Origin of the sequence: Amycolatopsis sp. GA6-003 (assembly GCF_046267895.1) — a bacterium.
GTDB lineage: Bacteria > Actinomycetota > Actinomycetes > Mycobacteriales > Pseudonocardiaceae > Amycolatopsis.
On record NZ_CP176499.1, the window covers coordinates 1,261,880 to 1,284,465 of the forward strand.

21 protein-coding genes are annotated in these 22,586 nt (G+C 71.1%); 9 read left to right on the forward strand and 12 right to left on the reverse strand.

Annotation, left to right across the window (positions count from 1 at the left end; translation table 11 throughout):
• Positions 1-27 precede the first annotated feature (27 nt).
• Complete coding sequence (locus F9C12_RS05355) at positions 28-936, reverse strand: LysR family transcriptional regulator (RefSeq protein ID WP_409465007.1); 909 nt, start codon at positions 934-936, stop codon at positions 28-30.
• A 97-nt stretch (positions 937-1,033) separates the two neighbouring features.
• On the opposite strand from F9C12_RS05355, the gene F9C12_RS05360 reads away from it, so the two are divergent.
• Positions 1,034-2,374 (forward strand): CynX/NimT family MFS transporter, encoded by a 1,341-nt coding sequence (locus F9C12_RS05360; protein WP_409465008.1) that lies wholly within the window; start codon positions 1,034-1,036, stop codon positions 2,372-2,374.
• A 16-nt stretch (positions 2,375-2,390) separates the two neighbouring features.
• Here the strand turns inward: F9C12_RS05360 and F9C12_RS05365 are convergent, their stop codons facing one another.
• Positions 2,391-3,365 (reverse strand): alpha/beta hydrolase family protein, encoded by a 975-nt coding sequence (locus F9C12_RS05365; protein WP_409465009.1) that lies wholly within the window; start codon positions 3,363-3,365, stop codon positions 2,391-2,393.
• A gap of 215 nt (positions 3,366-3,580) precedes the next feature.
• Entirely contained in the window at positions 3,581-5,230 is a 1,650-nt protein-coding gene (locus F9C12_RS05370) for a hypothetical protein (protein ID WP_409465010.1), read from the reverse strand.
• Between the two features lie 324 nt (positions 5,231-5,554).
• On the opposite strand from F9C12_RS05370, the gene F9C12_RS05375 reads away from it, so the two are divergent.
• Positions 5,555-6,754 (forward strand): epoxide hydrolase family protein, encoded by a 1,200-nt coding sequence (locus tag F9C12_RS05375; RefSeq protein ID WP_409465011.1) that lies wholly within the window; start codon positions 5,555-5,557, stop codon positions 6,752-6,754.
• Positions 6,755-6,765: 11 nt separating this feature from the next.
• Here the strand turns inward: F9C12_RS05375 and F9C12_RS05380 are convergent, their stop codons facing one another.
• Entirely contained in the window at positions 6,766-7,656 is an 891-nt protein-coding gene (locus F9C12_RS05380) for a helix-turn-helix domain-containing protein (RefSeq protein ID WP_409465012.1), read from the reverse strand.
• Between the two features lie 38 nt (positions 7,657-7,694).
• Here F9C12_RS05380 and F9C12_RS05385 point away from each other — a divergent pair, with 38 nt between their 5' ends.
• A complete protein-coding gene (locus F9C12_RS05385; protein WP_409180859.1) occupies positions 7,695-8,105 on the forward strand; it encodes a nuclear transport factor 2 family protein in 411 nt (136 codons plus the stop codon).
• A gap of 3 nt (positions 8,106-8,108) precedes the next feature.
• Here F9C12_RS05385 and F9C12_RS05390 read toward each other — a convergent pair whose 3' ends face one another.
• The 6 genes from F9C12_RS05390 to F9C12_RS05415 form a co-directional block, all read right to left on the reverse strand.
• Positions 8,109-8,606, reverse strand: coding sequence for a hypothetical protein (locus F9C12_RS05390; protein WP_409465013.1), 498 nt, complete (start codon positions 8,604-8,606; stop codon positions 8,109-8,111).
• Between the two features lie 110 nt (positions 8,607-8,716).
• Positions 8,717-9,181: a hypothetical protein gene (locus tag F9C12_RS05395; protein ID WP_409465014.1), complete on the reverse strand. Its 465-nt coding sequence runs from the start codon at positions 9,179-9,181 to the stop codon at positions 8,717-8,719.
• 562 nt (positions 9,182-9,743) lie between these two features.
• Positions 9,744-10,169, reverse strand: a complete 426-nt coding sequence (locus tag F9C12_RS05400) for a hypothetical protein (RefSeq protein WP_409180862.1) — start codon at positions 10,167-10,169, stop codon at positions 9,744-9,746.
• 283 nt (positions 10,170-10,452) lie between these two features.
• The gene (locus tag F9C12_RS05405; protein WP_409465015.1) at positions 10,453-10,971 is read right to left on the reverse strand and encodes an oxidoreductase; all 519 of its coding nucleotides are present in this window, start codon (positions 10,969-10,971) and stop codon (positions 10,453-10,455) included.
• The gene (locus tag F9C12_RS05410) at positions 10,968-11,873 is read right to left on the reverse strand and encodes a class I SAM-dependent methyltransferase (RefSeq protein WP_409465016.1); all 906 of its coding nucleotides are present in this window, start codon (positions 11,871-11,873) and stop codon (positions 10,968-10,970) included. The genes F9C12_RS05405 and F9C12_RS05410 overlap by 4 nt, the downstream gene beginning before the upstream one ends.
• Positions 11,874-12,030: 157 nt before the next feature.
• On the reverse strand, positions 12,031-12,678 hold the full coding sequence (locus tag F9C12_RS05415; RefSeq protein WP_409465017.1) for a TetR/AcrR family transcriptional regulator: 648 nt from the start codon (positions 12,676-12,678) through the stop codon (positions 12,031-12,033).
• Positions 12,679-12,775: 97 nt separating this feature from the next.
• Between F9C12_RS05415 and F9C12_RS05420 the strand changes: the two genes are divergently transcribed.
• The 5 genes from F9C12_RS05420 to F9C12_RS05440 all read left to right on the forward strand — a co-directional run bounded on the left by F9C12_RS05420 (position 12,776) and on the right by F9C12_RS05440 (position 18,352).
• Entirely contained in the window at positions 12,776-14,236 is a 1,461-nt protein-coding gene (locus F9C12_RS05420) for an FAD-dependent monooxygenase (protein ID WP_409465018.1), read from the forward strand.
• The gene (locus tag F9C12_RS05425; protein ID WP_409465019.1) at positions 14,236-14,625 is read left to right on the forward strand and encodes a RidA family protein; all 390 of its coding nucleotides are present in this window, start codon (positions 14,236-14,238) and stop codon (positions 14,623-14,625) included. The genes F9C12_RS05420 and F9C12_RS05425 overlap by 1 nt, the downstream gene beginning before the upstream one ends.
• Positions 14,622-15,269, forward strand: coding sequence for an alpha/beta fold hydrolase (locus F9C12_RS05430; protein ID WP_409465020.1), 648 nt, complete (start codon positions 14,622-14,624; stop codon positions 15,267-15,269). The genes F9C12_RS05425 and F9C12_RS05430 overlap by 4 nt, the downstream gene beginning before the upstream one ends.
• 410 nt (positions 15,270-15,679) lie before the next feature.
• Positions 15,680-17,293, forward strand: a complete 1,614-nt coding sequence (locus F9C12_RS05435; RefSeq protein WP_409465021.1) for a M4 family metallopeptidase — start codon at positions 15,680-15,682, stop codon at positions 17,291-17,293.
• Between the two features lie 93 nt (positions 17,294-17,386).
• A complete protein-coding gene (locus F9C12_RS05440; RefSeq protein WP_409465022.1) occupies positions 17,387-18,352 on the forward strand; it encodes a M28 family metallopeptidase in 966 nt (321 codons plus the stop codon).
• Positions 18,353-18,774: 422 nt separating this feature from the next.
• On the opposite strand, the gene F9C12_RS05445 is transcribed toward F9C12_RS05440, so the two are convergent.
• Positions 18,775-20,760 (reverse strand): hypothetical protein, encoded by a 1,986-nt coding sequence (locus tag F9C12_RS05445; protein ID WP_409465023.1) that lies wholly within the window; start codon positions 20,758-20,760, stop codon positions 18,775-18,777.
• Positions 20,761-20,927: 167 nt separating this feature from the next.
• Between F9C12_RS05445 and F9C12_RS05450 the strand changes: the two genes are divergently transcribed.
• On the forward strand, positions 20,928-21,416 hold the full coding sequence (locus F9C12_RS05450; RefSeq protein ID WP_409465024.1) for a beta-class carbonic anhydrase: 489 nt from the start codon (positions 20,928-20,930) through the stop codon (positions 21,414-21,416).
• Here F9C12_RS05450 and F9C12_RS05455 read toward each other — a convergent pair.
• On the reverse strand, positions 21,413-22,576 hold the full coding sequence (locus F9C12_RS05455) for an ROK family protein (RefSeq protein ID WP_409465025.1): 1,164 nt from the start codon (positions 22,574-22,576) through the stop codon (positions 21,413-21,415). The two genes, F9C12_RS05450 and F9C12_RS05455, sit on opposite strands and share 4 nt — an antisense overlap.
• Positions 22,577-22,586 lie beyond the last annotated feature (10 nt).

Sequence of the window (22,586 nt, forward strand, 5' to 3'; positions counted from 1 at the left end):
AGCCACGGCAACTCGCCGCGGACGGCCTCAGCCGGCCAGCAGCGAGGGAACGAGGCTTTCCAGCTCCTCCAGCGCGGCGGCGACCGCCGGGTTGGCCCGGGTGCCGGGCCGGGTGACCGTGAGGATCTTGCGCCGCGGCTCGCCGGCGCAGGGCAGCCGGACCACCGCGGAGTTCTCCGGCGCCTGCGCGGTGCGGGGCACCAGCGCGACGCCGAGCCCGTGGGCGACCAGGGCGAAGGTGGCGTTCCAGTTCAGCGCGTCGTGGGCGACGTCCGGGGTGAAACCGGCCGCGCCGCACGCGGACAGGACGTGGGTGCGGCACGTGCACGTCGCGCTGGGCACGATCCACGGTTCGCCGGCGGCCTCGGCGAGATCGACCCGGTCGCGCCCGGCGAGCCGGTGTCCGGCGGCGACCACCAGGTCGAACGGGTCGTCCAGCAACGGGCGCTGCTCGAACCGGGCCCGGTCGCGCGGCGGTTCGTCCGGGGCGGCCTCCACGACAGCGAGGTCGGCGTCGCCGTCGAAGAGCCGGTCGAAGCAGTCGGCGGCCTCCGCCTCGCTGATCCTCGGGACGAGCCGGGGGTGGCGGGCGACGAGCGCCGCGGCGGCCGGGGCGAGCAGCGCGGAGACCGCGACCGGGAAACCGGCCAGGCGCAGCAGCCCGGCCGGTTCGCCGCCGTCGGCGCGCAGGTCCAGTTCGGCGCGTTCCCAGCGCGCCTGGATGTCGTCCGCGTGCGCCAGGAGCCGGTGCGCCGCCGGGGTGAGCCGCACCCGGCGGCCCTGCGGTTCGAGCAGGGCCACCCCGAGTTCCCGGCCCAGCTGGCGGATCTGCTGGGACGCGGCGGACGGCGTGAAGTGCAGCGCCCGCGCGGCGGCGGTCACCGTGCCGTAATGGTCCACCGCGCGCAGCACGTGGAGCCTGCGCAGATCGATCATGTAGCCGATTCTTCACGGTTCGGTCCGGAAAGACAACCTGGACCTGTCCGATGTGCACCACGAACCTGGAGGCGAGGCCGACTGGAAGGAAGTCCCGATGAGCGTCTCGATGAGCACGGTGTGGCTGTCGTTGTTCGCCGAAGCCGTGGTGGTGACGGGGGTCGCGGCCGGGCTGGCCCGCTGGTCCTCCCGCTGGCCGGGTCCGGGCGCGAAAAGACGCCGGAGCGCCGTGGTCTGGACTCTCGTCGGCCTGGTGCTGCTGGCCCTCAACCTTCGGGCGGCCATCACCGGAGTTCCCCCGGTCCTGGGCCGGCTCCAGGACGAGTTCGGCTTGTCCGGACTCGGAGTCAGCGTGCTCACGGCCTTGCCCGAACTGTGCGTGGGCGCCTTCTCCGCGCTCGCCCCCGTCCTCGCGCGCCGGATCGGCACCACGGCGGCGATCGCCGCGGCGCTCCTGGCGATCACGCTCGGACTGCTGCTGCGCGTGATTTCCGCCCAGCCGACGTTGTTCGCGGGCACGGTGCTCGCCGGAGGCGGGGTCGCGATCGGCAACGTCCTGCTCCCGGCGGTCATCAAACGCGTTTTCCCGGATCGCGTAGGGCCGCTCACCGGTTTGTCGATGATGCTGCTGTCGGTCGGCGGCGCGGCCGGGGCGGGCCTGGCCGTGCCGTTGGAACACCTGGGCGGCTGGCAGCTGACCCTGGCCGCCTGGACGATCCCGGCCGTGCTCGCCGCCGTCGTATGGATTCCGCTCAGTCTCCGCACCCGACCGCCGGCGCGCCCGTCCGCGGAAACCCCTCCCGCAAGCGAATCGGGCTCGCTGCTGCGTTCGCCGCTGGCATGGTGCGTGATGATCTTCATGGGGATGACGTCGCTGATGTTCTACACGCTGACGTCGTGGCTCCCGGAAATCATGCAGGGACAGGGATTCTCCCCCGCCACCGCCGGGACGATGAACTCGGTCGTCATCATCGCCGGCATTCCGCTCGGCTTCGTCGTGCCGGTCGTCGCCGCGCGGATGCGCGACCAGCGGCCGCTCGTCGCCGGAGTCGTCGCCCTGATGGCGGTCGGGCTCGCCGGCCTGCTGCTGGCTCCCGGAGCCGGATGGATCTGGATCGCGGTCTTCGGAGTCGCCACCGGCGCCGCGTTCCCGATCGCGTTGACGCTCCTCAACTTGCGTTCGGCCACGCACACCGGCACGGCGCTGCTCTCCGGGATGGCGCAGTGCGGCGGATACCTCCTCGCCGCGTGCGGCCCGCTGGCCTTCGGACTGCTGCACGCGCTCACCGGTGGCTGGCATCTGCCGATCTGGCTGCTGATCCTGTTGCTGGCGCCCGAACTCGCCTGCGGTTTGGTGGCCGCGCGGCCCGGTTTCGTCCGGGTGAGCACCGCGCGGCCGCGGCTCGCCGCACTGGCCCGGTCCTCCGGCTCAGGCTGACCGTCCGCTTGGGACGCTAGCGAAGCCGGCTGGCGAAGAACGACACGATCTCGCGGACAGCGTCGCCCCGTTGCCGGGCCGGGGTCATCTTGCCGACGCAGTCCGCGGGCGCGTCGTCCTCCCCACCGATTTTTCCGGGCGACCATTCGGTGTTGTAGAAGTTGTGGTTAGCCCCCTTCATTACCATCGAACTGGCGTCGCGGTTCTTCCCTTGAACGTCCGTGACGTACTGCAGGCCCACGGTGCCGACCGCTCCGTCGCAGGTGGCGATGACCACCTTGAACGGCACCCGGGTGACCAGCACGTCGCTGTTGTCGTCCTCAGCGGAGTTGAAGTAGACCGGCGCGAGCGGCACGACCGCGCGGATCCGGACCCCGGCGGGCCATTCGGGCGTGTGCTTGTCGGAGGCCTGCCACATCACGCCTTTGCCGCCGCGGGAATGCCCCATCGTCCCGACCCGGCCGAGGTCGACGTGCCCGCGGAACCGGCCGAGCGTCGCCGCGAGCGGTCCCTGGCCGCGCGCGAGGTCGCGCCACAGCTCCAGGTGCTTGTTGACCAGATGGGCGCGCGAGTAGTAGCCCTCGTCGCCGAGGAGATGCGCGTTGATCGCGTTGGCGCTGATCGACACGACGACGAAGCCCCGCTCGGCCAGCTTCTCGCCGAGATAGTCGTAACCGCGGTAGCTCGGCAGCGGCCGCTGCCCCGGCGGACACGGCCAGTCGCCGCCCGGGGTCTTCGCGACCGGGTCCACGCAACTCCACCAGCTGCCGTGCTCCTGCACGATCAACGGATGCGGCCGGCCGCCGAGGTCACGCGGGTAGTGCACGACCGCGGCCAGCTCCATCGGAACGGACACGGTCGGGTCGTGGAAGGCCTGATCGCCGAGGTTGTACTCGACGACGCCGACGCCCTGGCTCGCTTCTGCTTGCGGCGCAACGATAATTGCCGTGGCCAGCGCTAGTGCGGCGACGGCCGTGCGGAGGAATTTCATGCCGCACAGGGTGCCGGGGAAGTGTCAGGGATTCGTGAGCGCCGCCGGAACGGGCCGAACCGGTGCCCGATGAATCCCTTGTCGCCCGCCAGGGCTTGCCAGCTTCGAGATCGTCGCGCGTCCACCCGCGCGGACGGACCGCGAGTTCCGAGCTGTCTTCGCCCCAGGTCACGCCGAAAAGATGCTCGAGCCTCGCGGAGCTTGTCGCCCGGAGGTCAAGCGCGAGTCAGAAGCGTCCAGTCCCCAGTGGACTCGACCAGCCGGAAATGCTGCGCCAGATAGCCGCCGTAGATGCGGGTCAGCGCCTCTACGGTGTCCTGGCAGCAGCCTTGCCCGGCCCGCAGCTTCGGCACCATCACCCAGTGCGCGTCCCCGAACACCTGCTCCGCCGGCGGATGAGTCCGCTCGTCGAAGCTGATCTCCAGGTCCCACCAGAGCGGGCCGCCCGTCACCGGCGTCAGGTCCAGCGCGAAGGCGAACGGGTTGGCCAACGACAAACTGGCCACGCGATCGCCGGGCCGGAGATGGCGGCGCAGCAACGCGAGGCCATCGTCAAGCATCGCCGGGACCGCGGCCGCGTTGCGGTAGGCGGTCTGCCATTTCGCGTCCGCCGGGACGACGAAGTCGCCGAGATGCGGGCTGGTGATCCGCTGCGAGGGCGCGGCGACGGCGTCTCGGCGGGTCGCGCTGATGCCGAGCGCGAGCGCGTCCTTGCCGGCTATCGGTGCGGTCGTCGCGACGAGCAGCAGGACGAGACCGGCCAGCAGCGGCACCGGAATCCGGCCGCGGCCGTCTCCGCCGGTCCAGCGCGGCAGTTCCGGTTTCCGCGCCGCCACCAGCACGAGCGGAATCACGACGAGTGCGGCGAGGTCGGATTTCTCCGGGCTGTCGGCGGCGGAGATGACGACGCTCGACCCGAGCACGAACAACGTGACCACGAGCAATCGCCACGGCCGGGCCGGCTCTCCGCGCCGCCGGGCGAGCCAGAAAAGACCGGCCACGACGAGCAACGCGAGAACGCCGACCGGCGCGTTGTACGCGATGCTGTGCAGCAGCAGACCGAGCCGCTTTCCGGTTCCCTGCGCGGCAAACGCCGTCACGACGTCTCTCGCGTAGCCGGCCGGGCCGATCCCGAAACCCAGCCAGAACACCGCGACGATCAGCCCGAACCCGGCGAGGACGCCGAGCAACGCCCGCGCGGCGACGGTCCGCAGGAGCAGCCCGAGGCCGACGGCGAGCAGGCCCACCAGGAAAAAGTTCGCCTTGTCGAAGGCGAGCAGGCCGAGCAGCAGGCCGAGCGCGACGCCGTCGGCCAGCGGCCGCCTGGTGCGCGGCCGGACCAGTACCGCGAGCAGCAATGCGGAGTAGAGCAGCCAGCCGAACTTGTTGTAGAGCATCGCGTACGTCGTCGTGCCCGGCGAGTAGCCCGGCGGTCGCACGGAAATGACGAGCAGCGCCATAAAAACGGTGAATCCCGTCGCATACCCGCCGGGCAACCGCCGATGCGCGACATATCCGGCCAGCACCGCCGCGATCGGGAGAAAGAGCAAACAGCCGTACGTGACCGCGGCGAGCGACGGCACCGCCTGCAACTGCATGCCCAGCGAGGTGAGCGCGTAAACGAGCGGACCGATGGCGTTCGAGAAATCGACTCCGGGCACTTGGCCTTGCGCGATGCGGTAACCGCCGTCCAGCAGAATGAAATTGTCCCAGGGAGCCACGAGCGCGACCGGGCCGAGCCACCAGGAGAACAGGCCCAGCACGACAACAGCGGTCACAGTCAGCAGCGGCCACGGCACCCGCCGTCGCGCCTCGCGGGCGAAATCGTCGGTTTCCCCGAGCCGGACATCGTTTTCGGTCGACATGCGTTTCCCATCCCCGGGATTCGTCCGACAGATCATTTCCAGACCAACCGGAAAAAAGAAGACCCGGCCGTCTCGCGCTGCCTCGTAATCGAGGCCGCGACCCGCCGCGTTACATGAGCCCGAATGCCGATAAGGACAACGGAAAATCAGCGACAAGAAATCCCCTTGCCCATTTTTCCACCGCCCGGACAGGCGGATAATCGAGTTCCGCGGCCCCATCGGGTGGACCGTCGGCCTCCGCGGGCCGGGACACCGCAATTATCGGCTCGCACACCGCAATCTCGAGCATGGAGACCCGGGCCGCCCGGCTCTACGGTTCGTTCCGTGGCTGAACTTTCTCCGGACGAGACGCCGTCCGCCCCCGAGCCCTTCGCCGTCCGCGTCGACGACGCGGACCTCGCCGATCTGCGGGCCAGACTGGACCGGGTCCGGCTTCCCGAGCACGAAACCGTGCCGGACGCGAGCCAGGGAATCCAGCTCGCGCAGCTGTCGACCCTGCTGACGGCTTGGCGCGAACACGATTGGCCTGCCCTCGAAAAGCGGTGGAACGCCATCCCGCACTACCGGATGGTCCTCGACGGCTTGGGAATCGCGTTCTGGCACGTGCGCTCCCCCGAACCGGACGCGCTTCCGCTGGTGCTGACGCACGGCTGGCCCGGTTCGGTCCTCGAGTTCGAGGACGTCATCGGGCCGCTGAGCGATCCGGTCGCGCACGGCGGTTCCGCGCGCGACGCCTTCCACCTGGTGATCCCGGCGCTGCCCGGATTCGGCTTCAGCGACCGGCCCCGGGAGCAGGGCTGGAATCCCGGGCGGACCGCACGGGCGTGGGCGCGGCTGATGACCGTGCTCGGCTATCCGCGTTTCGGCGCGCACGGCGGGGATTGGGGCGCCTACGTCAGCACCGAACTCGCGCGACTCGTCCCCGAGCGCGTCGCCGGACTGCACCTGACGATGCCGCTGGCATCCCCGACACCGGACGATCTGCTCGCGCCCAGCCCCGCCGAACAACGCATCATCGACCGGCGCAATCTGCACCTGGCCGACGGCTACGGCTTCGGGATGCAGATGAGCACACGCCCGCAGACCCTGGGCTACTCGCTGCTCGACTCCCCCGCCGGGCTGGCCGCGTGGCTGGGCGAGAAGTTCGCCGCCTACTCCGACACCCGGCCCGAATCCGGCGGCGGCGTCAGCATTTCCCAGCAGATCGACACCATCGCGCTGTACTGGCTGACCGGCACCGGCGCGTCTTCCTCGCGCTGGTACTGGGAAGCGATGCGCTGGGTGCCCCGCAGCGCGGAAGCGGAGAACGCGCAACCGGTGACCGTCCCGACCGCCTGCTCGGTGTTCCCGGCCGATCCCTGGCCGGCCGCCCGGCACTGGGCCGAGCGCCGCTACCTCGACCTGCGTTCCTGGCACGAACTGGACCGCGGCGGCCACTTCCCCGGCCTGGAGCAGCCGGACCTGCTGGTGTCCGAGCTCCGCGACGCCTTCCGGCACGCGCGGAAGATCCGGGCCGGGTCCTGAGGCAGGCGCGGTCAGGAATCGCGGTACGCCGAGGGCCGCGTTCCGGTGTGCCGGAGGAAGGCCGTCGACAACGCGGCCGGGCTGGCGAAGCCGCATCGCCCCGCGATCTGGGAGATCGTCAGGTCGGTGCCGCGCAGCAATCGTTTCGCCTCGTCGATCCGCAACCCGGTCAGATACCGGTACGGCGTGGCGCCGGTCGCCTCCTTGAAGACCCGGACCAGGTGGTAGACGCTCAGGTGGACCTCGCCGGCGAGGTCGGCCAGGGCGAGCGGCTCGGCGAGCCGCTCGCGCATCGCCGCGATCACCGCCCGCACCCGGGGATTCTCCCGCGCCGGCACCGCCTCGGCGGACAGCCCGGCATGCCGGGTGAGCAGCTGCATCGCCAGGAACGCGGCCGCGGACTCGGCGTAGAGATCGTCGGCCCCGCCCGCGCCGCCAAGGGCCCGGACGATCTCCTCGACCAGCGGATCGCCCGCCGTCAACGACGCGGCCATGGCGTCGAAGTCGACCGCGGCGCCGCCGAGCTGTGCCGCGGTCGAATCGACGACGGCCCGCGGAAGGTGGACCTGCACGCTGTTCAGCACCCCGTCCGCCCGATAACGGCGCCGGGCGGGCTGGTCCGGAGGCATCAGCTCGACGCGCCCCGGCGTCCACCGGGTACGCGTCCACCGGCCGTCCCGGCGCGTCTCCATCACCGCGCTCCTCCCGGCCGGCAGCACCAGATGCAGGTCGGCCGCGGCCGGGAGCGCCACGTCCTCGGCGACCGGGACGTGCTCGAACCGCTGCACGAGCAAGGACTCCCAGCCGGCGTCCTCCCAGCTGCAGTACGTGCGCCGGACGTAGCGCGCCATTTCGAACCCGGCATACGGCCGGAGATCCAGCCGCGTGGAGTCGAACACCATGACCCCCAGGCTAGCGACGATCGACACCAGGAGGCCCGATGACCGCCGCCCATCCCGCGCGCACCGCCAGCCAGGCACTGCACGCCGCCGTCCGGAGGAAGGACAAGGCCGCCTGGCTGGACCTCTTCGCCGCCGACGCCCTCGTTGAAGATCCCGTCGGCCCTTCGCAGTTCGACCCGGAGGGCCGGGGGCACCGGGGCCGCGACGCCCTCTCGGCGTTCTGGGACCAGGCCATCGCTCCCCACGAGTCGATCGAGTTCTTCTTCGACGATTCCTTCGCCTGCGGGGACGAAGTCGCTTACACCGGCCACGTCCGCAGCCAGAACGGCGGACAGGTGTTCGAGGCCGAGGGCGTGTTCGTCTACCGGGTCGGCGCGGCGGGGAAGATCGTCGCGGTCCGCACCTGGTGGGAGGCCGAGCGCACGATGCGCACGATGCGGCCCGCCTGATCGCTACGCACGGCGCGACAAGTGGGCGGCGGTCCTCCGCCAGGAGAACCAGTACGCCACGTGCGGAATCCCGGCGAGCAGGCCCAACCCGGAAATGCTGCCGCCGGCCACGAAGAACGCGTAGGTATCGGTCCAGTCGGTGTCCGCCTGTTCCCCCATGAAGTTCACCACTCCCGCGAACTGGACGGCGGCCCCGGCGGCGATCAGCGCCACCGCGGCCGCGGTCAACCGCCGGAGCCGGTGCTGCCAGGCAGGCAGATCGGCGGCGGGACGCCGTTCCGGCTTCGGGAGCCGCAGCCAAGCCACCGCCGCCGCCGCACCGATCAGCAGCCCCCCGACGGTGCAGGCCATCCCGAAAAGGAAGGCACCTCCGGCGCCGATGTTGGCCCCGCTGTGCGGCGGCGCGGTGACGAGCATGACGAACCCCATGGCGAGCAGCGCGGTTCCGGCGAAGAGGATCCAGAACGCGACCAACGTCAACGTCTTGACTGCAGTTCTCATGATTCCTTCTGGGTGAACTCCGCCTGGCGACCCGCTGTTCGAGGACAGGTTCGGCTGGCGGGGCAAATGCTTGTGACGCGTTGGACGCAGGCCGAACGGACGGCTGATCGCTACGCGCGGTGCAGGAAACGGTCAGAGTTCTTGCGCCAGTGCAGCACCGGCGGAAGACCCGTCAGCACGCCGGCGGCGGAAATGCCGAGGCCGACCGCGAAGACCGGGATATCGCTCGTGAAGCCGCTGCCCGGCGGCCCGCTGAAGAACGCCGGACCGACGCCCAGCACGACCGCCCCGACGGCGCACAGGCCGATCGCGACCGCGGTCAAGCGCCGGAGACGCTTGTCCTGGGGCAGAATCCGCACCGGCGGCCGCCCGTCGCGTCCGTTGTCCCGAAGCCGGACCGCTGCTGCCGCGACGGCGATGAGCAGGCCCAGGCCCGTCGCGCACTGACCGAAGAAAAGCGAGCCGGCCGCACCGAAATTGAAGCCGGGCCCGGCCGGCTCGGCGATCGCCATCACGGCTCCCATGCCCAGCAGCACGTCGCCGACGACGACCAGCCAGATCGCGGTGACGGCCAAGGCCCTGACAGTGGTTCCCATGGTTCCTTCCGACTGGATGACGCCTCCGCCCGGCCGCTCGGCGCTGTGCCCAGCACCCGCTCGGCCTCGCGGTTCCCCCTCCTGATCACCCAGCCGCTCGCCCCTGGTGCACGAAACGCGTGAACGACTGATTTCAGGCAAAAGCATCTTATCCGGTCGCGAACTGCCCGGCGGGGCCCCGCAGCGATGACGCCAAACGGTTACCAAGACCCGCCGTGCGCGCGAATCCGCTCAACCGGCGCGCGGGGCGGGAATCCGGTCGCGACCAACCCGACGGAGCCCCGCAGCGACGACGCCAAACGGTCACCAACACCCGCCGTGCGCGCGAACCCGCTCAACCGGCGCGCGGGGGCAGCAATCCAGTCGCGACCAACCCGACGGAGCCCCGCAGCGACGACGCCAAACGGTCACCAACACCCGCCGCACACGCGAACCCGCTCAACCGACACGCGGGGCAGCAATCCAGTCGCGACCAACCCGACGGAGCCCCGCAGCGACGACGCCAAACGGTCACCAACACCCGCCGCACACGCGAATCCCCTCAACCGACGCGCGGGCCGGGAATCCCGGTCCCGTCCGCCGGCCGGTTGCCGCGGTAGCGGGCGACCACGACCCGGACTCCGTTGCGGAACGCGTCCGGCATCGCGGCGAGCACCGTGCTGCGCGGCACCGGACGCGGGAGGTCGAGCCCGGTCATCGGCCGGGCGAGGCCGATTCCGCGGACTGTCCACCGCAGCCGCCCGTCCTTGCCGCGGTCGGTGAACTCCAGCGAAACCGGGCGCAGTGCCGCCGCGCGCACCAGCCCGCTGTCCGGCCCGGCCGGGATGAGCACGTCGCCCGCGTCGAGGAGAAGGCACACGCGGTCGACCGGCTTCAGCCCGTCGATCGCGACGATCCCGTGCCGGCCCCGTTCCGGCGACCGGAGCAGCCGGACGCATTCGCGATGCGTCAGCTCCACGTCGTCCATCGCGCAGCTCCTCCCCTCGCACTCCAGTGCACTCAGGATCCCGATTCCGCCCCGCGGCGCGCAAGAACGCCCGCCGCCCGGAGCGGCGTTTTCCGGCTGCTGTCGACGAACTCACTATTCGCCGGAAATCCTGGCCCGCCAACCGCGTTCACCGGGTCGTGGGACGCGCTGGAGCATTTCGCCCCGGAATGCCGGTTCCCCGAAAACATTCTCGACGGAATGAAGAATCAGCAGCGAGAAGGAGAAGAAGACGCGGAATCCGGTGCCGAGAATCAACGGGTCGTCATGCCGGGATCCGGTACCAGCGGCGATGGACGACCGGCTCGACCGCCAGCACGACGACCGCGGCCGCGAGCGCGGCCGTCCAGACGAGCCAATCGCCCGACGCCGCGACCGACCACCCCGCGGCGGCGGCCACGACCGCCGGCCTGGCCAGCGTGAACGGTCCGAGACCGAGCAGGATCACCACCGTGCTGCCCCGCATCGGCAGCAGCCAGTACGCCAGCAGCGAGGCCACCACGACCGCCGCGAACGGGATCAGCACCTGCAGCATCCGCGCGCCCGCCTCGACCAGCCCGGCGTACCGGGCGCCGGGATCCGCCGAGGCCGCCAGAGTCGCCGCGATCAGCGTCGCCACCAGGCCGAGGCCCCCGGCGCCGCTGGCCAGCCCCCGGCGGGAGGCCGCCAGATACCAGGAACGCTTGCGGATCCGGGCGTTGCGGCCGGTCGCGGCCCGGAAACCGGCGAGCGCGGCGTCGAGGAGCGCGAGCGTGCCCAGCCCGAGCGGAACCAGCACGGTCATCTCGCCCGCACCAATCCGCGAGCGCGGCGGCCCAGTGTCCGCAGCACCTCCCCGGTCAACTGCGGGCGCAGGCCGACGACCGGGCGCATCGCCGCGCAGAGCGGATTGGTGTACCTGGTCGGTTCGAAGAGAAACGTCTCCATGCCGGTGGCCTGCGCGGCGGCCGACAGCAGCACGTTGTCGCTGTGGGCGCGCCGCGCGGACGCGACGCCGTCGTGCCGTCCCAGCGGCTCCCGCATCCGGGCCCGGTGAAACAGCCAAGCGCCGAAGGGGGCCAGCCGGGTGGCAGCAAGGTCGTAGTGGATGAACGCCTGCGCGCCCGCGCGGTCCTGGGCGCGGAAGAACTCCGGCAGGGCGTCGGCGGGAAAGTGGTGCAGCACCCCGTTGGACAGGTAGACGGCGGCGCTCTCGATCAGCGCGAAAGCGTCCCCGCAAACGAAGGTGCACGGGAGTCGCTCGTCCTCGGCGAGCCTGCTCGCTTCGGCCACGAGAGCGCGATTGAAGTCCACGCCCACCAGCTCGACGTCTGGCCCGAGCACCCCGGAACTGGCCAGGCTGCGCACCAGGAACCCCAGCCCGCACCCGATGTCCGCGACCCGCGGGCGGATCCCCTCCGCCCGGACCGCGGCGAGGACCGGCGCCAGCAGTTCGGCGAAGCGCTCCGCCATCCGGACTTCCTCGTTGAGCCGCTGCAGTTCGGTGTGCGCCCGGATCAGCAGCCGGTCCACCGCGTCCGGATCCAGCACGTCGCCGAGCACCGGGATCCGCCGCACGATCCGGGCGGCCCGGTCGTCTCCGGCCGCCCGCAGCGCGGCGACCACCTCGGACCGGCGGACGGGAAGGCGTTCCCCGGTCGCCGGGTCCCACTCCGCCACCAGGTCGGAGATCTCGAGCACCGCCATGCGCGAACTTTAGCGAGCGCCGCGTGCTCGAACCGCCGGCCGCGTTGCCCCTCGCCCGTATCGCACCGTTGGCCGCACGGTGAAACGCCACCGGCCGGGGCAGGCCAGCCGCAGGCACTGTGCGGAACCGTTGCCACCGCACAGTGAACGCGACCCGTCAGGGCAGCTCCGCGGTGAGCAGCCGCAGGCCCTGTTCGAAGAGTTCGGTCAGGTCCGTTCCGGTCAGGTGGTCCTGGGCTTCGGCGAGACGCGGGTACTCGCCGCCCTGGATCGCCTGGCGCAGGTGGCCGATGTCGGCGGGCAGGTCCGGGCCGGACTGGAGCGCGGCCTGTTCTTCGAGCACGTGGCCGGTCGCGAAATGCAGGATCAGCAGCGAGGTCTTCATCGCCGCCGCGGCGTCGAGTCCGGTCTCGCGCAACGCGCTGTTGAGGGCTTCGGCGAAGCCCAGGGTGTTCGGGCCGACGGCGTGCGTGCCCGCGTAAACCCGCGCGCCGTCGCGATGGGACAACAACGCGGCGCGCAGGCTCCTCGCGAGAGCCAGCACGCGTTCCCGCGGCTCGGCGATTCCGTCGGCCGCGGAGCGGCAGCCGTCGAGCATCTCCTCGGCCATCGCGGTCAGCAAGGCCGTTTTGGTCGGGAAGTAGCCGTAGAGCGTCCCCACCTGGACGCCGACCGCGGCGGCCAGTTTCCGCATGGCGAGCGCGTCGAGGCCCTCTTCGCCGAGCAGCCGGAGCGCGGCGGCGGTGACGTGGGCCCGGTCGGCGGCGGGCGGGCGGCCTCGGGTGCGGGGCTGGTGCGCGGTCATGTCGGGCTGAGCCTACCAGCGTGTTTGACAGCTTCGCGCTTCCGCAGGACACTGGCGGCAGGTTTAAATGAACGTTGTTCGGAAAATAGTGGAGGCGATGATGGACACCGAAGTCGCGATCAGCGGAGCAGGCCCGACCGGGCTGCTGCTCGGCGCCGAACTGGCGCTGGCCGGAGTGCGGGTGCGGATTCTCGAACGGCAGCGGGAGCGGCACGGGCAGTCCCGCGCCCTCACGCTGCATCCGCGCAGCATCGAGATCCTCGAACTGCGCGGCATCGCCGACCGGTTCCTCGCGCTCGGCCGCACCGTCCCGAGCTGGCATTTCGCCGGCCTGCCCCGGGAATTGGACTTCTCCGCGCTGGACACCCGCCACGGCTACACCCTGTTCCTGGAGCAGGCGCGGACCGAGCAGCTGCTCGAAGAGCGCGCGCGGGAACTCGGCGTCGAAATCTCCTACGGGCACGAAGTGGTGTCGCTGGCGCAGGACGACGACGGGGTCACTGTCGCGGGCGTCGGGCCGGACGGGGATTTCCGGCTTCGCGCGGCGTATCTCGTCGGCTGCGACGGAGGGCGAAGCAAGGTCCGGGAGTCGGCGGGCATCGGTTTCCCGGGCTCGGACGGCACGATGAGCTCGATGCTCGGCGATTTCGCCGTCGTCGACCACGACGAAATAGCCGCGGCCGGGCGGACTCCGGTGCTGATCGCCCCGCTTTCGGGAGGGCTGACCCGTTTCGTGGTCACCAGTCCGGAGCGGATGCGGGTTCCGGCCACGGAACCGGTGACCTTCGACGAGTTCCGCGAAACGCTGACGAACCTGGCGGGCACGTCCTTCGGGATCGCGGAGCCGCGCTGGCTGTCGCGGTTCGGCAACGCCACGCGGCTGGCCGAGAACTACCGGTCCGGCCGGGTTTTCGTCGCGGGCGACGCGGCGCACATCCATTTCCCGGCGGCCGGCCAGGGGCTCAACACCGGGCTGCAGGACGCGATGAACCTCGGCTGGAAACTCGCCGCCGAGATCCGCGGCTGGGCCCCGGCGGGCCTGCTCGACACCTACCACGCGGAGCGGTTCCCGGTGGGGCAGCTGGTCACCGACAACACCCAGGCCCAGACGCTGCTGCTGGAACTGACGCTGGTCCCCGAATACCGGCGCCCGGTGACAGCGCTGCGCGAACTGCTGAACTCGCTGCTGGAGCTCCCCGAAGTCAACGCCCGGCTGGCCGGTCTGGTGTCCGCGCTGTCGACGTCCTATCCGGCACCGGACGGAGACCCGCTCGTCGGCGCCCGCCTGCCGGACCGGATGCTCGGCTCGGAAGGCGCAAAGCTGGTGCACAGCGGCACTTTCGGCTACGCCGGGGACGGCGCGGCAGAGGTCGCCGAGGGGTGGAAAGGCCGGATCACCGCGGCCGATTCCCTGCCCGAGAACGTCCGCGAGGTCCTCGTCCGGCCGGACGGGCACATCGCGTGGGTGCGCCGCGAAAACGAGCCGCCGGACGCCGCGCTCCGGGAAGCCGCGATCACCGCCTGGGCCGGCGCCCCCGAACGAACGGCGGTGCGGTGATGACCGAGTACCTGACGCCTGCCGGACTTCACTTTCTTCCCGGGGCCTTCACGCCTGTCGTGCGCGTCGCCGACCTGGTTTTCCTTTCCGGGCAAGTCGCTTGGGACGAGCACGGAAACCTCCGCGGCGACGACCACGTGACCCAGATGCGGCAGATCGCGCGGAACCTGGACGTCGCGCTCGCCGCGGCCGGCTGCGGCCGCGCGGACATCGTCAAGGAGACCGTTTACGTGGTGAACTATCGCCCTGAGCTGCTCCCCGGGCTTTTCGGCCCGCTGCGCGAAGGCGTGCCGCAGCCTCCGGCGAGCACGATGGTCGGGGTCGCGGCGCTGTTCGCCCCGGAGGTGCTGGTCGAGGTCGACGTCGTCGCGAAGGCGCCATCGGCGTGAGCCGTTACGTCCTGGTGCACGGCTCGTGGTGCGGCGGCTGGATCTGGGACCGGATCGCGGAGCGGCTGTCCGGGCAAGGGCACACAGTCGTCGCGCCCACGCTCACCGGTTCCGGACTCCGGCAGCACCTCGACGAGGTCGGGCGGCTGCTCGAAGACCAGGTCGTGCTCGTCGGCCACAGTTACGGCGGGATGGTCGTCGCCGGGGTCGCGGACGCGCATCCGGAGGCGGTGCGCGAGGCGGTTTATCTCGATGCTTTCCTTCCCTTGCCGGGCGAATCCGCGTTCGACCTGATGCCGATGCTGCGTCAGCCCTTCACCGAAGCGGCGTTGTCATACCACCCCTCGGGGAGGACGGTGCCGCCGTTCGGGCTCGAGGCCCTCGGGTTCACCGACCCGGACGTGGTGTCCCGGCTGCGGCCGATCGACCTCGCCACGCACGAGGAACGCTTGCCGCCGTCTTCCGGGCAGCGACCGCCGGGCCGCTGCGTTCTTTTCGGCGAGCACTCCCCTTTCCGGCCCATGTCCGTCCGCGCCCGGGAGCAGGGAATGGAATGCCGGACCGTCGCGACCGACCACTTAGGACTGTGGACGGCGGCCGCCGAAGTGTGCGCGGCTGTCACCGGTACCAGCCGGACGCACTGAGACCGCGCGTTTCAGCTTGAGGCCCGCCGCGGTCCGCGGCTCCGGCTCGGCGGGCCTCTGGATCGAATCACCGGGCAATGCCCGCGCCCCCGCCGGGCCTGGCGAATAGCCGCCGCGAAAGGCCTCGCGGCCGTTCCCGGCGCCCGGGACCGTCCGACATTCGTACGGCAGCCGGGACATTCCCTACGAAAGTCGCCCGGGCGCCGAACGCGCCGAGAATCCCAGTACCGGCAAGGCATATACCAATTGACCGGCGAATCCGGAACATTCCGTTGGTCCGTTTGGAGCATTGACGCCCCGATGCGCCGATCCTTTACTCGACTGTGCTCGGCCGCATACCCACCGTAAGCGGCCGGGCACGTTCTCTCTCCCCGCACCCATCGTCCTGCCTTCATGGAAGGAAGACCTCGATGCCCCATCGCGGAATCACCACGGGCTTGGCGGCCGCCGCCGGTCTCGCCATGACCCTCGCGCTCCCGGCAATCCCGGCCAGCGCGGCCTCGGAAGCTCAGCCCGCGTCCCCGGACGCGGCCGCCGCGCACGCCGCCGACCAGGCGGTCGCCTCGGGACTCGGCGCGCTCAGCCGCGGTCCCGCCGAGGCGTTCCGGCGCGTCGGCCTGACCGCGGGCGACGCCGGACTCTTCTACAGCGCCTACGAACGCACCTACCAGGGCTTGCGGGTCGTCGGCGGGGACGCGGTCGTCGTCGCGGACGGGGCGGGGAACGTGCGCGGCGCCAGCGCCGCGGAAACCGCGCCCATCGCGGTCGGGACCCAGGCCGCTCTCGACGCCGCGAAGGCCGCTTCCACCGCGCGCGCTCAACTGCCCACTGTGGACAGTGTGAGCGCTCCAGAGAAGGTGGTGCTGGCCGGGACGAACCCGAAGCTCGCCTACGAAGTCGTCGTCTCCGGGCGCACCGCCACGGCGCCGAGCAGGCTGCACGTGTTCGTCGACGCCGCCACCGGCGCGATTCTCGACCAGCGGGACGACATCAAGACCTTCAGCTCCGGGGCCAAGTCCCCGGCGGCCCCCAACCAGCAGAACACGGCCAATGCCGCGGGCACCGGCAACAGCTACTACGTCGGCACTGTCTCCCTCGACACGACGCAGTCCGGCTCCACCTACAGCATGCGCGACCCCGGCCGCCCCGGCATCAGCTGCGGCCGCGAAGGCGGGTCTGTCTACAGTGGACCGGACAACACCTGGGGCAACGGCTCGGGCACGAATCTCGAAACCGGCTGCGTCGACGCCCTCTTCAGCGTCCAGACCGAGTGGAAGATGCTGAAGGACTGGCTGGGCCGCAACGGCATCAACGGCAGCGGCCGGGGCTTCCCGGCGTCCGTCGGCCTGAACGACGTCAACGCCTACTGGGACGGCTCTTCGACGCACTTCGGGCACTCGCAGGACAACCGGCGCCAGGCCACGTCGATGGACGTCGTAGGCCACGAATTCGGGCACGGGATCTTCCAGACCACCCCGGGCGGCGCGGGCTCGGGCAACGAGAACGGCGGCTTGAACGAGTCGACCGGCGACATCTTCGGCGCGATGACCGAGGCGTACGCGAACAACGCGAAGGACCGGCCGGACTACGAGGTCGGCGAGGGCGTCAACCTGGTCGGCCAGGGCCCGATCCGCTACATGTACAACCCGTCCAAGGTCGGCGACCCGAACTGCTACTCCTCGTCGATCCCGAGGACCGAGGTGCACGCCGCGGCGGGCCCGCAGAACCACTGGTTCTACCTGCTCGCCGAGGGCTCGAACCCGGGCGGCGGCAAGCCGTCCAGCCCGACCTGCAACAACAGCAGCGTGACCGGCGTCGGCATCCAGAAGGCCGCCAAGATCTTCTACAACGGCCTGCTGAAGAAGACCTCGTCGTGGAACCACCGGGCCGCCCGCAAGGCGACGCTGGAGGCCGCGATCGCGCTCTACCCGGGCAGCTGCACCGAGTTCAACGCCACCAAGGCCGCCTGGAACGCCGTCTCCGTGCCAGCCGTCTCCGGCGAGCCGACCTGCACCACGCGCTGACCTGACGCGGCCGGGCCCCGCTCGCCGCCGCGCGACGGGGCCCGGCCCTGGCAAACCCTTCTCCCCCAGCCCCAACCGAAGGAACGCACCGTCATGAAGTGGAAGACAAGACTCGGCGCCGGGGTCACCGCCCTGGTGGCGGTACTGGGCGTCGTCAGCGTGCCCGCGGCCACCGCCGCGCCCGCTTCGGCGCTCGCGGCCCCGGACATCTCCCTGGCCAACATCAAGACGCACCTCAACCAGTTCCAGGCCATCGCCCGCAACAACGGCGGCACGCGCTCGCCGCGCGGCGGCGGGTACGCGGCGTCGGTGTCCTATGTGGAGAACCTGCTGAAGAACGCGGGCTACACCACGAAGCGGCAGACCTGCACGAGCTGCACCGGCCGGTCGCAAAACCTGATCGCCGAATGGCCCCAGGGCGACGCGAACCAGGTCCTGATGCTCGGCGCGCACCTCGACTCGGTGAGCGCCGGCCCCGGCATCAACGACAACGGTTCCGGCAGCGCGTCGATCCTCGAGGTCGCGCTGACGCTGGCCCGCACCAACCCGGCGATGGCCAAGCGCGTCCGGTTCGCGTGGTGGGCCGACGAGGAGTCCGGCATGGTCGGCTCCCGGTACTACGTGAGCACGCTTTCGAGCACCGAGCGCGCGAAGATCAAGACCTACCTCAACTTCGACATGATCGGCTCGAAGAACTGGGGCTACTTCGTCTACGACGACGTCGCTTCGGTGAAGGCGGTCTTCGACGAGTACTTCGCCTCCATCGGCATCGAGACCGAGGGAGACACCGAAGGCGACGGCCGGTCCGACCACGCGTCGTTCAAGCGCGCGGGCATCCCGGTCGGCGGCCTGGCGACCGGAGCCGGCGACATCAAGAGCTACGAACAGGCCGAGAAGTGGGGCGGCACGGCGGGCGCGGCGTTCGACAACTGCTACCACCGCGCCTGCGACACGACGTCGAACATCCCGGACACCCCGCTGGAGAAGAACTCCGACGCGATCGGGTACGCGGTGTGGAAGCTGGCCGTCGCCGCACCGGTCGCGGCGGCTCGGCACTGAACCTGAACGCCAGAACCGGGCAACTGCTCCGGGCCGCCGCGGGGAGAACGGCGGCGGCCCGGAAGGCCGGGTCCCGCCCAGTCCTGGCGCCGCGCGCGTCATGACCGGACCGGCTTCACGGGAGCGGGCTCTCCGCCTCGAAGAACCGGCTCCACCAAGGACAGCCGATACCCCGCGCGCCCGGGCACATCGGCATGCTCGAACACGCCGCACCGCAAACGCCAGCAAACACGCGACGCCCCGGACCACCGGACCCCGCCCACCACACGCCTCATGATCCGAGCGACCCGGCTGGACCAGACTCCCCGCCAAGAAGAGCCCGGCTCCACCAAGGACGGCCGATACCCCGCGCGCCCGGGCAGGTCGACATGCTCGAACACGTCCCGCCGCAAGCCAGCACCGGACCCCGCCCGCCGAACGCCTCATGACCCCACCAACCCCGCGAAACCGGACTCCCCGCCAAGAAGAATCGGCTCCACCAGCGACGGCCGGTACCCCGCGCTCTCCGGCAGATCGAAATGCTCGAACTCGCCGCGCCGCAGCAGCCAGCGGATGACGCGGCGGGTCGACCTGTGATTCGGCTGGGAGAAGACCAGCGTGTCGGGGGTTTCCCAGACCGGCGCGGTCGGCATGGTGTCGCTGAGGTCGCAGCCCTCGGGCAGCGGATGTTCGGCGGTCGTCCCGGTGGCCAGGTCGAGCAGGTCCGCGACGGGCGGCTCCGACCCGAACGAATACATCTTCGTTCCGCCCGGCACGAAGAGCCAGCGGTACGGTTGCGAGACTTCAAGCCGTTCCCCGGACGCGGCGAACACCGTGAACACTCCGGCTTTCTCGCGCAGCTGGGCGCCCGACAACGGGTCGAGCCGATGCACCGTCGAGCCTAGATCGACCGGTTCCCGGCCAGGGGTCCAGCGGGACGCGGCGAACGTTCCCAGCCCCGAACTGGTACTGAAATAAACCGCGCCGTCGTGGAGGCCGAGGATGGTCCGGGTCAGTTCCGGCAGTTTCGGAAGGCTCCACGTTTCTCCCGTGGTCACGTCGAAGGCGTGCACCTGGTCCCAGGACCGCCGGCCGACGTGCGTCTGCACGCCTGCCAGGTAGCGTCCGTCGGCGCTGCGGACCGGCCGGAAGCCCAAATCCACCGGAAGCTGCCTGGTGTTTCCCGCCCAGTCGAGCAGTCGCCCTTGCCCGCCGGAGGCGGCGACGTAAATCCCGGCCAGGGTCTCGAAGGCGCGGTAGCGATAGTCGCTCTCGACCCGGCCGAGGACCACCGGTTCCCCTTCGCGCCATACCCCGACCGTGCCGTCTCCGGAGACGTACCCGGCTCGCGGCGGAGCACCGGCCACTGTCGGAGGCTGCTCGCGGCGAACGGGTTTGACGCGCGGCACCGGCCCAGTCCGCAGCGGCGGGCGCGGAAGTGGCGTGACAACACCATTTTCCCGCCGGACCAGCTTGTCGCGGACCGCGTAGTCGAGCAGCGGCCCCACGGTTTCCTCCGGCACAGCCAGCAAAGCCGCCACTTCGTCGACGCGCGCCGGATTCGACCAGGCCGCGACGCTGACGAGATCGGCCGCCAGCCAGGCATACGCGGCACGGACCGCAGCGGCGTCCAGCTGGGCCGCCAGGTCGGCCGGGAGGTCGAGCACTTCCGTGGCGCGCCGCGGCGTTCCCGCCGAAAATCCGCCGGAGCCGTCCTCCACGAGCAGGCCCGCGGCGACCAGCAACGGAATCGCGTCCCTTCGGGTGCGCGGCGGGTCGAAGCCCAGCTGTGCGCACACACTCTCCGAAGGCGGATCGCCGGGCAACGGCTCGTCGAGCCAGCCGTCCTGGCGCGGCAGGCCGACGAGCGTGAAATACCACGACACTTCGATGACGTAGTACCCCAAGACCTGCTGCCAGCCCGGGTCTTCCTGGTGCACCGCCGCGCGCGTGCGCTTGAGCCATCGCGGCGGTTCTGGCCCGTCGGGCGCCGGCCAGAACTGGATCAGCCAGACGTCGCCTTCCTCTCCGGCCTCCGCCGGTTTCCGGCAGACCCGGACCCGGAAAAGCCCTTTCGCGCCCAGATTCAGCTCCTCGTCGTAGGTGCCGCCGGTGAGCAATCCCAGGGACACCACACCCGATTGGCTGTGGAAGGGCGATTCCACCACGTCTTCCCATGCCTCGAGGCGCAGCTCCGGCGGTCCGTCGTGGGCCTCGCAGCGAACCGCTTGCCAGGGATCGTTGGCTGTGCCGTGCAGCCAGCCGTCGCCTGCCGTGGCGACCGTGCCGGACAGCGCGTTCGTCGCGAGTTCGCCGAGCAATGCGTTGTCCAGCGCGGGCACGCCGCCGTCGCGGCGCAGGTCTCGAAGCACAATGGTGCCGTAGTCGGGCAGGTACTCGTCTTCCTCGCGGAACCCCAGAAGCGTCATGCCCGGCACGTTAGCGGCGGGGTCCGACAATTTCGGGGACAGCGGGTTCGCACCCCCGGGCATTTTTCCCGGCCGAGCCGCCGGACGCCCAGGTCGTGGACACGATTGCGCACAGCGGCGGAGAGCGGTCCACTCGGCCCGTCCATTCTTCTCGCGGAAGGATCATCATGTCCGTCACCGACGAGCTTCTGGCCAACAACGCCGCGTACGCCGAGCATTTCACCGGCCCGCTCCCCTTGCCGCCCGCCAAGCACGTCGCCGTCCTCGCCTGCATGGACGCCCGCCTCAACGTTTACGGCGTCCTCGGCCTGAAAGAAGGCGACGCGCACGTCATCCGCAACGCGGGCGGCGTCGTCACCGAGGACGGGATCCGTTCGCTCGCCATCAGCCAGCGTCTGCTCGGAACCACGGAAATCATTCTCATTCATCACACCGACTGCGGCATGCTCACTTTCGGCGACGACGAATTCCGGGATTCGATCCGGCGGGAAACCGGCATCAAACCCGCCTGGGCCGCCGAGGCGTTCGGCGACCTCGAGGACGACGTCCGCCAGTCCCTCGCCCGGGTCCGCACCAGTCCCTTCCTTCCGCATCGGGATTCGGTCCGCGGTTTCGTTTTCGACGTCGCCACCGGGAAACTCGCCGAAATCCGCTAGCCGAGGAACGCGTGCGGGTCGGTGTAGAGCGCGTCCAGCTGCACCGCCCCCGCCGCGACGCCGAGCAAATCGCCGCCGGGGAAACTCGTCGGGAGCACCCGGCTCGCCGCGTCGACGCGCCCGCGCGACCGGGCCGAAACCTCCGCGCGCACGGCGTCCAGGCAGGCCGGAAGGGACGCGATCCCCGGTTCGGCGACCACCAGCACCTCGGGGTTGACCACGTCGAACAACAGCGCCGCCGCCCGGCCGGTCGTGCGGGCCCGGCCCAGCAGGACGTCGAGCGCGACCGGGTCTCCGGAACCGGCCGCCTCGACCACCTCCACAATGGACTCCCGCCCGGCACGGGCGGTGACCGCCCACTCCGCCGCGTCGGCTTCGAAACAGCCGGAGCGGCCGCAGGAACAGCGCGTCCCCGGTGCGCCGAGCGGGAGGTGCGCGACGGTGCCCGCGGCCGAACCCGGACCCCGGCAGAGCCGTCCGCCGGACACGATCGCCGCGTCGACCACGTTGCCGACGAACAGGTGCGCCAGCGATCCGCAACCGCGCGCCGCGCCGAACATCGCCTCCGCCGAGGCCAGCGCCCGGGCGTGCCCGTCGACCCGGGTGGGCAGGCCGGACAGCTCCGCCAGGATCGGCCCGGCGGGCACGTCGTACCAGCCCAGCGAGGAATGCTCCACGAGCACGCCGGTGTCCGGGTCGACCCAGCCGCCGCTGGCCACCCCGAGCCCCGCGGCGGTCCGGCCGCGCTGGTGGCGGCGCCGGAATTCCCGCAGCCGCGCCGCCGTCCCGGCGAGGATCCGCTCGGGTTCGCCGCCCGGATGCGGCACCCGTTCCGAGGCCAGGACCCGGCCGCGCAGGTCGAGCGCGGCCAGCGTCGCGAAGTGGTGCGCGATGTGCACGCCGAACACCGCGTGCCGGTCCGCGGCGATGTCGACTTCCGTCCGGGGCCGTCCGGCCCGGCGGTCCGGCGGCTGGGCTGCCGGGCGGGCGGTCAGCAGGCCCAGTCCGGCGAGGCCCGCGCAGTGCCTGCTGACTCCGGCGGGGCTGATCCCGGTCAGTTCCGCCAGTGCGTCGCGAGCCAGCGGCCCGTGCGCGAGGACGGCGCGCAGGACCACCGCCGCCGGGGCGAGGCCGCGCTCGACGGCGAGAGTGCTCGTCACAGCCGCCTCC

Bases quoted from the DNA above. Each gene is read 5' to 3' on its own strand.
- F9C12_RS05355 (WP_409465007.1), bottom strand. From the start codon at position 936: ATGATCGATCTGCGCAGGCTCCACGTGCTGCGCGCGGTGGACCATTAC.
- F9C12_RS05360 (WP_409465008.1), top strand. From the start codon at position 1,034: ATGAGCGTCTCGATGAGCACGGTGTGGCTGTCGTTGTTCGCCGAAGCC.
- F9C12_RS05365 (WP_409465009.1), bottom strand. From the start codon at position 3,365: ATGAAATTCCTCCGCACGGCCGTCGCCGCACTAGCGCTGGCCACGGCA.
- F9C12_RS05370 (WP_409465010.1), bottom strand. From the start codon at position 5,230: ATGTCGACCGAAAACGATGTCCGGCTCGGGGAAACCGACGATTTCGCC.
- F9C12_RS05380 (WP_409465012.1), bottom strand. From the start codon at position 7,656: ATGGTGTTCGACTCCACGCGGCTGGATCTCCGGCCGTATGCCGGGTTC.
- F9C12_RS05385 (WP_409180859.1), top strand. From the start codon at position 7,695: ATGACCGCCGCCCATCCCGCGCGCACCGCCAGCCAGGCACTGCACGCC.
- F9C12_RS05390 (WP_409465013.1), bottom strand. From the start codon at position 8,606: ATGAGAACTGCAGTCAAGACGTTGACGTTGGTCGCGTTCTGGATCCTC.
- F9C12_RS05400 (WP_409180862.1), bottom strand. From the start codon at position 10,169: ATGGACGACGTGGAGCTGACGCATCGCGAATGCGTCCGGCTGCTCCGG.
- F9C12_RS05405 (WP_409465015.1), bottom strand. From the start codon at position 10,971: ATGACCGTGCTGGTTCCGCTCGGGCTGGGCACGCTCGCGCTCCTCGAC.
- F9C12_RS05410 (WP_409465016.1), bottom strand. From the start codon at position 11,873: ATGGCGGTGCTCGAGATCTCCGACCTGGTGGCGGAGTGGGACCCGGCG.
- F9C12_RS05415 (WP_409465017.1), bottom strand. From the start codon at position 12,678: ATGACCGCGCACCAGCCCCGCACCCGAGGCCGCCCGCCCGCCGCCGAC.
- F9C12_RS05420 (WP_409465018.1), top strand. From the start codon at position 12,776: ATGATGGACACCGAAGTCGCGATCAGCGGAGCAGGCCCGACCGGGCTG.
- F9C12_RS05425 (WP_409465019.1), top strand. From the start codon at position 14,236: ATGACCGAGTACCTGACGCCTGCCGGACTTCACTTTCTTCCCGGGGCC.
- F9C12_RS05435 (WP_409465021.1), top strand. From the start codon at position 15,680: ATGCCCCATCGCGGAATCACCACGGGCTTGGCGGCCGCCGCCGGTCTC.
- F9C12_RS05440 (WP_409465022.1), top strand. From the start codon at position 17,387: ATGAAGTGGAAGACAAGACTCGGCGCCGGGGTCACCGCCCTGGTGGCG.
- F9C12_RS05445 (WP_409465023.1), bottom strand. From the start codon at position 20,760: ATGACGCTTCTGGGGTTCCGCGAGGAAGACGAGTACCTGCCCGACTAC.
- F9C12_RS05450 (WP_409465024.1), top strand. From the start codon at position 20,928: ATGTCCGTCACCGACGAGCTTCTGGCCAACAACGCCGCGTACGCCGAG.